General features: G+C 64.8%; 6 protein-coding genes. 1 reads left to right on the plus strand and 5 read right to left on the minus strand.

All coding sequences use genetic code 11. The features are described from left to right. Nucleotides 1-88: 88 nt before the first annotated feature. Nucleotides 89-3,901, minus strand: coding sequence for an MMPL/RND family transporter (locus WBB07_RS03545; protein WP_526304819.1), 3,813 nt, complete (start codon nt 3,899-3,901; stop codon nt 89-91). Between the two features lie 223 nt (nt 3,902-4,124). Beyond that, nucleotides 4,125-5,156, minus strand: a complete 1,032-nt coding sequence (locus WBB07_RS03550; protein ID WP_526304821.1) for a polysaccharide pyruvyl transferase family protein — start codon at nt 5,154-5,156, stop codon at nt 4,125-4,127. A gap of 416 nt (nt 5,157-5,572) precedes the next feature. On the opposite strand from WBB07_RS03550, the gene WBB07_RS03555 reads away from it, so the two are divergent. Continuing rightward, nucleotides 5,573-6,817, plus strand: a complete 1,245-nt coding sequence (locus WBB07_RS03555) for a glycosyltransferase (protein ID WP_526304823.1) — start codon at nt 5,573-5,575, stop codon at nt 6,815-6,817. On the opposite strand, the gene WBB07_RS03560 is transcribed toward WBB07_RS03555, so the two are convergent. From WBB07_RS03560 to WBB07_RS03570, 3 genes are read right to left on the minus strand one after another with little or no spacing between them, the layout of a single operon-like run. Continuing rightward, nucleotides 6,814-8,163: a hypothetical protein gene (locus WBB07_RS03560; protein ID WP_526304825.1), complete on the minus strand. Its 1,350-nt coding sequence runs from the start codon at nt 8,161-8,163 to the stop codon at nt 6,814-6,816. The genes WBB07_RS03555 and WBB07_RS03560 overlap by 4 nt on opposite strands. 8 nt (nt 8,164-8,171) lie before the next feature. Further along, on the minus strand, nt 8,172-9,581 hold the full coding sequence (locus WBB07_RS03565; protein ID WP_526304827.1) for a hypothetical protein: 1,410 nt from the start codon (nt 9,579-9,581) through the stop codon (nt 8,172-8,174). A 3-nt stretch (nt 9,582-9,584) separates the two neighbouring features. Further along, nucleotides 9,585-11,048, minus strand: coding sequence for a condensation domain-containing protein (locus WBB07_RS03570; protein WP_526304829.1), 1,464 nt, complete (start codon nt 11,046-11,048; stop codon nt 9,585-9,587). Nucleotides 11,049-11,064: the final 16 nt, after the last annotated feature.

Genomic DNA, 11,064 nt, shown 5'->3' on the forward strand with positions numbered 1-11,064 from the left:
CTTCGCCCAGCTGTAGTTCAGTCCTCGAGGTTGTCCACGCCCGCAGCCAGTAATCGCTCTCAGTCGGATGGGAGCCTCGACGTCTGAATCACCGGCGCCACCATCGGCGGATTCGGCGCGTCACGCTCTGCCGGGCAGGGGTCGACGGCACGTCATCGGCTGCCGCTACCTCGTCATCAGGGTCGTCGTGTTCAGTGACAACATCAGAATCGGTCTCGGTACCGTCGGGCACCTCATCGGCCGTCTCGTCGAGCCCGTCACCAGCGGAATCAGCGTCATCATCGGCCTCGGGGTCGGTATCGACCGAGTCCCCCGCAGCATCCACCTCATCCGAGTCAGCGCTGTCCTCGACGAGAGCCTCGGGGTTGTCCACCTCGGCGTCGGCGTCGGCCTCACCGGTGGAATCAGCGCCGGCATCGGCCTCTGAGTCGGTATCAGCATCGGAGGGGTCCCCCTCCACCACATCCAACTCATCCGTCTCGACAGCGCCTTCGCCAAGCTCAACACTCAGCTCGTCGGACTCCGCTGAACCCTCGTCCACAACCCCAACATCCGACTCGGCACTGTCCTCGTCGAGAGGCTCGGGGTTGTCCAGCTCGTCAGAGGCATCGACCTCAGCATCCGAGGGGTCCTCCTCCACAACGTCCAACTGATCCGTATCCAACTCGTCAGTCTCAGCCGAGTCCCCCTCAACACTCAACTGATCGGTCTCGGCAGCATCTTCGCCAGCCCCGATGTTCAGCTCGTCGGTATCAGGGTCGTCGTCAACCAGGTCATCGATGGGTTCGACGCGCAGTCGGTCGGTGTCGACGTCCTCATCGAAATCGGCTTCCTGCAGGTCCGTGTCCGTGTCGGGGGTCGGCACCACCTTTTTGGCGCGTTTGGGCGGCTTGTGCATTGTGCCGACCGACTTCGACGGCCACCACTGTGCGTTGCCGGCCAAGACCGCCATCGCCGGAACGGTGACCGTCCGGACAATGAAGGTGTCCAGCAACAGGCCCACGCCGATCACAAAGCCCATCTGAACCACGGTGCTGATACTGCTCACGGTGAGACTGAGCATCGACACGGCAAAGATGATGCCCGCCGAAGTGATGACCCCACCGGTGGCTCCCACCGTGCGGATGACCGCCGAACGCAACCCCAGGTGTAGCTCGTCACGAATTCGGGAGATCAGCAGCAGGTTGTAGTCCGCGCCGACCGCGACCAAAACCAAGAACGCCGTCCCGGGCACGCTCCAGTGAATGTTCTGTCCGAGGATGAACTGGAAGAACAGCACACCGATACCGACCGCGGACACGAATGACAGCACCACCGATGCAACCAGGTAGAGCGGCGCCAGAATCGCACGCAGCAAAACCACCAGGATCAGGAACACCACGATGAGCGTGAAGGCGATGATGAACAGGATGTCGCCGTCGTAATAGGTGCGCAGGTTGTCGTTGACAACGGTGAAGCCCACCATCGAGATGGTGGAGTCGGCCAGCACGGTGTTGGCGCGGGAGTCCTCGGCGGTCTTGACGATCATCCGCAGCTGATCCATCGCCTCGACGCTGAACGGATCGAGCGCCGTCTGCACCAGATAGCGGGCGGTATGACCGTCATCAGAGATGAACAGCGCCGCGGCCTTCTCGAATTCGGCCTGGGTCAGCAATTCCGGTGGAATGTAGAAACCCGACATCGGCGGGTCGGCGGCTTCGCGTTTCATGGCCAGCAGGAAGGCCGACGCTTGATCCAGTCCGTCACCGATGTTGCGGGTCTGATCGACGAGTAGCTGCACACCCTCAGCTAGCTGGCGACTGGAGTCGGCGAGGGTGTTGGCCCCCTGGACCGCGGTGTTGATCCGGTTCTGGACACCGTTCGGCTGCCCGAGACCCAAGTCCCGGGCGGCGGTGGTCAACTCCGTGACGTTCTTGCTGAGGCTCGAGAGAGTGTCATCGATGGTCTGGTCGCCGTTGGTGGATACCAGGACGTCCCCGAGTTCGGCGATCTTGTCCAGGAGCGGGTCACCCTGCAGGTTGGCGATCCTCTGCAGGTCGGCCCGGGATTCGACACAAGCCGGGTCCAACGTGCAGTTGGGGCTCACATTGAGGGCGTTGACCATCGGGGCGGCCCATCCGCCCAGGTCACCGAGGCGCACCCGGTCGAATCCCAGAGCCTTGCCCAGCTGGCGCATGTTCGTCACCAGTTTGGCGGTCTTGTCGATCTCGTCGAGGGTCTTTTCGCCGCCGAACTTCTTCGACATGTCGTCGAGCGCGGACGCCAGACCGCGGACACTGCCGACGGCACCGACAACGCTGCGCCGAATCTCGTCCAGCGCATCTGCAAGCTGGTCGGCGCCGCCGGTGAGCAACGACAGGTTCGCGTCGTTGTCGTCGATGAGGGTGGAAGCGTCCAACAGCCTGCTGCCGACTTCGCCGGCCTGCCAGGTGGCCTTGCCCTGTTCGATCATCTCGCCGGTGGGGCGGGTGATGCCGCGCACGATTTCGATACCGGGCAGATCGGACACCCGCTGCGCCATCTGTTCAAGATCGGCCAGCGCCTTCGGCGTGCGCAGATCGGCCGGAGAATGCACCAGAAGAAACTGCTGAGCGGTGCTGCTGGTGGGGAAATGTTTGTTCATGGCCTCGTAGGCCATGTTGCTCTCGGCGTCGTCGGGCAGGTTCTTGCGGTCGTCGTAGTTGTAGTCGATCAGTGACATACACGCGGCAAGCCCCAGCAAAACAGCCAGGCTGCCCACCAGCGCCGATTTTGGCCTCTTGACGATCGTGATACCGGACCGGCGCCACATCCGGCGCCCCAGGTCCTTGCGGGGCTTCAACCTGCCACGCCGGCCCGCCAGCGTCATCAGGGCCGGCAACAGCGTCACCGCGGCAAAAAAGCCGATCATGATGGTGATCGCCAGAGGTGGCCCCACGGTGGAGAACACGCCCAGGTCGGTGAAGGCCATGCCCATGAAGGCGGCCGCCACGGTCAACGCCGAGCCGGCGATGACCTGGCCGATGGACACCAGTGCCTCGCGCAACGCCTCGTCCGATGACACCCCGGTCCGCAGGATCTCCTGGTATCTGCTGAGCAGGAAGATGGCGTAGTCGGTGCCGGCGCCGAGCAGCATCGCCACCATCAGCAGCAACGTCTGCGGGCCCACGCCGAGCCCCACCAGGCCCAGGCCGGCCACCACCTGCTGCGAGACCACCAGCGAAACGCCGATGGTCACCATCGGCAGCAGCATCGCCACCAAACTTCGATAGACCAGCACCAGAATCGAGAACACCAGAATGGCCGTGGTGGTTTCGATCAGCAGCTGGTCACGGGCACCGATCTTGTTGATGTCCTCGAAGGTGGCGGCGGCACCGACCACATTGGCGGACAAATCCGAATCGGCGGTGGCCTTGTCGACCACCTCGACGACGTTCTTGTACGCCGTCTGTCCTTCGGAGGTGGCCATCACCCCCACCAGCTGAACGGGCAGGTTGTACGCCTTGCCGTCCTTGCTGGTCATCACCTCCCGAAGTTCGGGGATGTTGACGAAGTCCTGCGTTGTCCGCACGTTGGTGGTGTCGGCGCGCAACTTCTCGACCAGTGACCGATAGGTGGCTTCGTCGGCGTCGGTCAGACCGCCCTCATTGCTGAGGATCACCACCACGCTGTTATCGGAGCTCGGCTCGTTGAAGGCCTCACGCATCATGGTGCTCGCGTGGAGCACCGGCGATTCCGTGGGCAAGAACTCCGGCGGGTTGTCAGCGACAACTTTCGGCAACGAGGGAAGCAGGAGAAGCAGGATGCCGGCCAGGGCGATCCACGAGGCTATGACTATCAGCGGGTGGCGCACGACCACGCGACTGAGTAAAGGAAAGCCGCCTCCGGCGAACGCACCGCTGGTGAAGGCGCGTTTCAACATCCCGCTCAGGCTACACGGTTCAGCAGGTGGAAATCCTGAGTCTATCTGGGAGCTATCTGTACGTCGCACCTGGCCCGACCAACCGATCCCGAACTCCCCCGGCGCAGCGCCGGCGGGCCGCCGTCACTTCCACGACGACCGAGAGTTCAGTGTGCACATCCGTGTTGTCGGTCCGACGGCCTGATTTGTTGCATCGGTCCCGGCACCGCATGTGTACGGATCGTCACACGAGGCCGACGCTCTGCCTCACTGTGGCGTAGTCGTCGTGCAGTCGCCGCTGCAACTTCTCGACGGCGGTGCAGGTTCTCTTCCTGATGGCGGCGGAGTCGGACAGGGCGGCGAGCACCCGGTCGACGATGTCGTGTGCGACCACCTGGTCGGTACGGATCAGTGAGCGCTCGTCATCGATGGACAGAGCAAAGTCTCGGCACTTGGGCTGGTACTCCAGCGAGATGGCCGGGGTACCAGTCAAAGCCGCCAGAATGCCGGCGTGGAGACGACTCACGATCACCGCTGAACACGCCGCGAACTCGCGGGACGCGGCGGCCGCATCGGCCGGCGCGACGATCTCCGCGGTGACGTCCGCGAGCACCCGTTCGGTCCATCGCGCGTCACTGGCGTTCATCAGAATGCCCCGAAAGCGGTATCCCTTCGACGCCAACACCTTTACCGATTGAGACGTGGTCTCTGCAAGATAGTCCGGGTCGTGCCCCCAGAGATCGTCCCCGAATCCGAGGTTCACACCGATGAGGCCGTCCTGCACCGCGACGTCGGGGCGGGGCAGTAGTAGCGCCGGGTCTCCGGTCACCTGGGCGTCGATGCCCACATCGCCGAGCAGCTCGGCGCTGCGGGGGCCGCGCACCGAAATGATGTTGAAGTCGGCGAGAACTGGCGCCCAACGCTTCAACTCGTTGTTGCCAGAACCGGATCGCCGTCCCTTAAACACTGGATCTTCCACGCCTACGCCGATTGCGAAACTTCCCTGTTTTTTTGTCAGCGCGGCGGCGTGACTGGCCAACCCCCGCCAATGGCGCCTGCCGACAAGGGTGCCTCCCCCGAGAATGTGGGTGCTGTGTCGAAGCGATTTGTTCAGACCGGTTGCTGCGGCACGGATTCTCTCGTGAGGGAATCGAGGTAGATCAAGGAATCTGGCACCGGGGAGTTGGGAACGAACCGCGTCGTAGATTGCGTCATCGCCAATGTTCCCTTTTCCGTGCCAACCGAGGTAGGACACCGTGGGTACCCGAGGATTCATTGCACTCCCTGTTCTGCGACGCGTCAATTCCGGAGTTCCCCTTCCCAATTGGGAACGATAAATTCATTCCGGGAAGATACATTTATATTTGGATTACCAAAAGTCGGGGAGACAATTCAGCCGCCTGCCACCGCCTCGCGTCCCCGACATGACAGCTGCCCACTGACCGCATCTGCCCCAGCGGATCACCGCTGGGGCGTACCCTCAGCTGGTAGGCCGTGACGCGCCGCGATTTCGTGTTAGCCAGCCGAGCGGATCAGCCCCGCTACCAGACCCCGCGCCAGATCGGCGCCTCGCCCTGATCCCCGGTCCACATCGACCGCGTGTTTCAATCGGCAGGTGTACGCAGTGATGTCGAAGACCCCCGATCGCCGAGGGTGGTACGGGACAAGTGCATTTCGGCAACGGGTCTGCCGATGATCTTTGCGATCGCAGTACACGGCACCCGAGGTGATGTCGAGCCATGCGCGGCAGTGGCACTGGAACTGCAGCGACGCGGTCATCAGGTCAGGATCGCGGTGCCCCCCAACCTGACCGGTTTTGTCGAGAGCGCCGGGCTGCCACCGGCCGGGGCCTACGGCGTCGATTCACAAAAGCAACTCGAAGCCGACGTCTTCCGGAAGTGGTGGTCGCTGCGTAACCCAGCGACCGTGCTGCGGGAAGCCCGGGAGTACGCCACCGAAGGCTGGGACGAGATGAGTGCCGTATCGGCGGCGCTGGCCGAAGACGCCGATCTACTGCTGACGGGAACGACCTACCAAGAGGTCGCCGCCAACGTTGCCGAGTACCACCGGATCCCGATGGCTGCACTGCACTACTTTCCGCACCGGGCCAATCGCAGCGTGGTCCCGGTGCCGTTGCCCTCGAAGCTGGTCTCGACGGTGTTCGCCGCCGGCGAATGGGGGCACTGGCAAGTGATGCGGAAGGCCGAGGACGCCCAGCGCCGGGTACTGGGACTCGCCCGCGCGTCGACCCCGGCCATCCGCCGGATGATCGAGAGCGGAACCCTCGAGATCCAGGCCTACGACAAGCTCCTGTTCCCCGGGCTCGCCCAGGAATGGGCGGGGGTTCGGCCCTTCACCGGCGCGCTCACCTTGCGTCAGGAGGCCGCCTCCGACGACGAGGTGATGTCCTGGACGGCAGCAGGTTCCCCGCCCATCTATTTCGGCTTCGGCAGCATGCCGGTGGAATCGCCGGCCGACGCTGTCGCCATGATCACCGAAGTCTGCGCCGAGCTGGGGCAGCGCGCGCTGATCTCCTCGGGCGCATGGGACCTCACCGGGATGTCAGGAGCCGATCACGTGAAAGTTGTCGGCGCCGTGAATCACAGCGTGGTGTTCCCCCGCTGCCGGTTGCTTGTCCATCACGGCGGAGCCGGGACGACCGCTGCCGGGATGCGGTCCGGGGTTCCCACGCTCGTGTTGTGGGTCGGGGCCGACCAACCCGTGTTCGCCAATCAGGTCAAGCGCCTCAAAGTCGGTGTCAAACAGCGATTCTCGAAAACCACCCGGGAGTCCTTGCGGGTTGCACTCCGAGCCGCCCTGGCACCGGACATCGCCGAGCAGGCCCGTCGCCTCGCGGCCGAGCTCACACCGGCCGCGGACAGCGTCACCGCCACCGCCGACCTCCTCGAGGAAGCAGCACGCCGCGGCCGACGTTAGATCGCCTCACCCGCCACGCCGAACTCCGCCAATGTCTGCTGGGCCAGCTCACGCAGCGCGGCGCTGGTATTGGTGCCGCCGTTCTGGTAGCCGACCACACCGATGGTGACCTTGCCGCCGATCCGACCGGACACGACGACCAATTGTCCACCGACACGTTCGATCTCATCCCGCGTGACGTTCTGGTCCACGGCGCGCAACATGAAGTACTCGGCGTCGGTGCCGTCAGGCCGGCCCACTGCGGGATCGAGTTGGCCCAGGTTGGAACACGACACCGGCAGGTCGCCGAACATCACGTCAGCCGACCGCCGAACCGCACGTTTGGGCACAAACGGGGTCAACGCCAGAAGCGCAAACGTCTCGTCGGGAACCTCCCGCATGGTCTGCAAGCCCTGCTTCATCGCCGCTCGCACCCCGGAGAGATCGCTGGTGACGGGCACCGGATCCACCACAACGTTGGCGATGGTGACGGCGTTTGCCCGGGTGTCGTCTTCGGCCCGGTCACTCATCGCCACCAACAGGCTCACCGTTCCATCCGGACGGTGCCGGCCCATCCGGTCGGCCAACCTGGAACCGAACCCGGCGAGCAACGAATAACTGTTCCCGCCAAGGGCATTCGCGCGCGCGTCCCACTCATCCTCGGGAATGAACAATGCCACTGTGGGCACGATGACGTTCTCGTCGCGCTTGTCGGCCGGAGTGACCGATGCCCGCGACGCTCCGGCGTTGACGAAGTCCTTGCGACGCCGATAGAACAGTTTGGCCGCCGCGACGAGGGTGCGACCCAGTTCGGGCATATCACGAACAGTCTGCCGGGCGTCGGCGACCAAGGCCTGCCGCCGGGTCCGCGACGCAGGCGGCGGGTAGCCGAAATCGCGGAGCTTGCCGTTGGCCGCATCGGCCACCGTGAGCAGCAGCCCCAGACCGTCGGTCAGGCTGTGGGAGATCACCAGGCTCACAGCGGTGGAGCCATCGGTCATCGGCTGCACAGCAAGTCGCCATCCGGGTCCGAACTCCGGATCCACCGGGGTCTGCGCCTGTTCGTCCAGCCACGTCCCGAGCTCCTCGGGGGGTCGGGGGCTCTCGGCGATGTCGAGATCGGCCTGTGGACCCGACGCCGCCACCCAGCGGTGCCGGCCGAACGGCAGCACCGACGGTTCGATCAGCCGACCGGCCAACCCATGGCCGAAGTTGTCGTGAAAGCGTCGCAGCCCGTCGTAGTCCACCGGGTGGTGGTAGACCCACGCGAGCTGACCCAACAGTGCCCGGCCGACCGCGCGCAGCGACAGGAACGACGCCTGATCCATATAGGTGAGCCGGTCCTCTTGTCCCGCAACACCTGTCATTGCATCGGTCATTCGATGGCGCCGGTCAGGCCGAACTCGGCAAGGGTCTCGGCGGCGAGTTCCCGCAACGCAGCCTTGGTGTTGGCCCCGCCCAGCTGATAGCTGATCACGGCCAGGGATTGTTTGGTGCCGACCCGGGCCGCGATCACCGTGAGCAGACCATGCCGCTGCTCGAGGACCCGCCGGGGGACGAACTGGTCGACTCCGCGCAGCACAACATGTTCGGCCTCCGTACCGTCGGCGCGACTGATCTCGGCCGGGAGTTGTCCGAGGTTGGAACAGAACACCGGTAGGTCTGCGGAGAATCCGAACGCAACATCAGCGGTGCGCTTCACTGCCCGCTTGGGCAGAAACGGGGTCAGCGGCAACAGCGCCAGAGTTTCGTCCGGCACCTCCTTGGCCGTCTTCAACCCCTGCTTGAGTGCCGCCCGGGCCGGCGACAGATCCGAGGTCACCTCGGCGGGATCAACACGAACGTTGGCCAGCACCACGGCGTTTGCCCGGGTGTCCTCCAAAGTGGTGCGGTCGTTGATCGGGACGGTCAGCGGCACGGTGCCGTCGACCGGGCTGCGGCGGCCGGTGCGATCACCGAGGCGCGCTGCCATGCCGGCGACCAACGAGTAGCTGTTGCCCCCGAGCGCTGCGGCCCGGGCATCCCATTCGGCACCGTCGATGTAGATCGCGACGGCGGGCACCATCACGTGTTTGTCGCCGTCGGGTCCCGGAGTCAGCGCGGGCGCGGTGCTCCCCGACTTCGTGAGTTCACGGCGCCGCTTGACGGCAAGTTTCACCCCGGCGACCAGGGTCCTGCCGATTTCCGGCAGATCACGCAACGTGTCCCGCGCATCGGCACGCAGTGCTTCCCGCTTGGTCCGGGAACGCGGTGCCGGATAGCCCAGATCACGGATGTTGCCGGTGACCGATTCGAACACGGTCAGCACCGCGCCACCACCGTCGCCGATGCAGTGGGAGCCGACGAGGCTCACCGCCGTGGCACCGTCATCGAAGGTCTGCACTCCCATGTGCCACGCCGGACCCCATTCCGGATCAACGGGTGCAGAGGCGTGTTCGTCCGCCCATTCCATCAGCTCGTCGCGCGGGCGAAGGCCTTCTCCGACCAGGAGGTCGCCGGGAGCCCCCGGGGAGGCCACCCACCGGTGTCTTCCGAAAGGCAGTGGTGACGGCTCGATTCGGCGACCGGCCAGGCCGTGACCGAAATTCTGGTGGAACCGCTCAAGGCCGTCGAGGTCCACCGGGTGCTCGTAGATCCACAGGCACTGGCAGACCGCCGCCTGCCCCGTCGCACGCAGGCCCAGGTACATCGCCTGGTCGAGGTAGGCCAGCCGGTTGTCGGTTCCGGGCGTGTCAGCCCATCGTTCACGCAGCGACCGGCGCGCCGGTCGGGATCGCAGCGTCACAGGTCAGCCACCGTTGACGCGAATCAAATCCGATCGTCCGCGGTCGTTCGAGAGGCCCGCCTGGCGTCCCTCGGCGACCCGGGTGTAGACCGCCTTCATGGCGTCCACGTAGCGGATCACCGACTCGCGTGCGATGGGGTTGTTCGGGAATGCCACCGTGACCGCGGTCTCGCGTTCGGTCCGATTCACCCACATTCCCACCTGGTAGGCCGAGCGCGAGTCGCTGAAGACCTTGCCGTTCATGCCTTCCCACTGCGCGATGACGGCTGGGGACAGCGGCGGCAGGCCGGCGTCGAGGTACGACAGCATCGGGGTGCCGGGTTCGGGAGTGGTCAAGCCCAGATCCGTACCCTCGGCAAGTTCGAAAACACGCTCGTGGGGCACGTCTTTCATGTGCATACCCGAGTCGAACGCATGTTGCGCGGCGCGCGCGGTCTCGGCGAAGGACCCCACCTCGATGCTCATGGGCACCAGACCGGTGAACCAACCGGTGGTCATGAACTCCGACTGGCTGTTGCGGGTGGTGGTGGGCGTGATGATGTTGTAGGTGTCGTTACCGGTCAGCTCGTATTCGGCCAGGGCCGCACACGCGATCACACCGCCACTGAAGCGGGCGCCGGTGTCCATGCAGGCCGCTTCGAACTTCTCGGCCTGCTCGGAGTCCAGGAGCTGCACCGTGATCATGTCGCCGGTGCACGGCACCGAGAAGTCGCCCAGCGGCAGCGGGAAGCGCGGCATGGTGCCGTTGTTGCGCTGGAAGAACTCCACCCAGCCCCGCACCGCAGGGGTGTCCAGGGTGAGGGCGGAGGTGTAGGCCTCTTGACGCACGCAGTAGTCGGCATAGCTGCCGGCGGGCGGCAGCTGCAACGGCGCGGCACCGTCGACGAGGGCCAGGTACATCATGTGGATCTCGACCAGCACCAGTCCCATGAACATCGCGTCGGTGTGCACGTGGTCGACGCTGATGTAGAAGGTGAAATGGTCGCTGCGCTGGATGATGCCGAAGTTGAAGCAGTCCCAGGTCAGTGGATCCGGGGTGGACAGCACGTGCTCACGCCACTGCACCGGCGTCATCTCACCGTGCTCGGTGGGGACCAGCTTGATGTCCTTGGGGTTGCGCACGGTATGCCGCAGAATGGTGCCCTCGTCGTTCACACCGTCAGCGGAGTACTCGAACCAGCTGTGATAGGTGTCGTGACGACGCACGTACGAGTTGATGACGTGTGTCATCGCCCGCAGGTCACACTGCCCCTGGATATCCCATGCCGGGATGTTGAGCCGTGCCATCTCGGTGCCCTCGGCGACATGGCTGAGGTATCCCCGGATGTGCTGGGCCTGTTGGTAGCTCACCGGCACGTCGCTGACGGGTGCGCCCTTCACCTTGGCGAGTGAAGCGGGCGACGGGTGCCAGGAGACCACAGCCCCCGGTTCACCCATCCAGTCATGGATTGCCCTGATTGCAACCATTCACTCTCCCTGTGCT

It is taken from the genome of Mycobacterium sp. (assembly GCF_049647605.1).
GTDB lineage: Bacteria > Actinomycetota > Actinomycetes > Mycobacteriales > Mycobacteriaceae > Mycobacterium.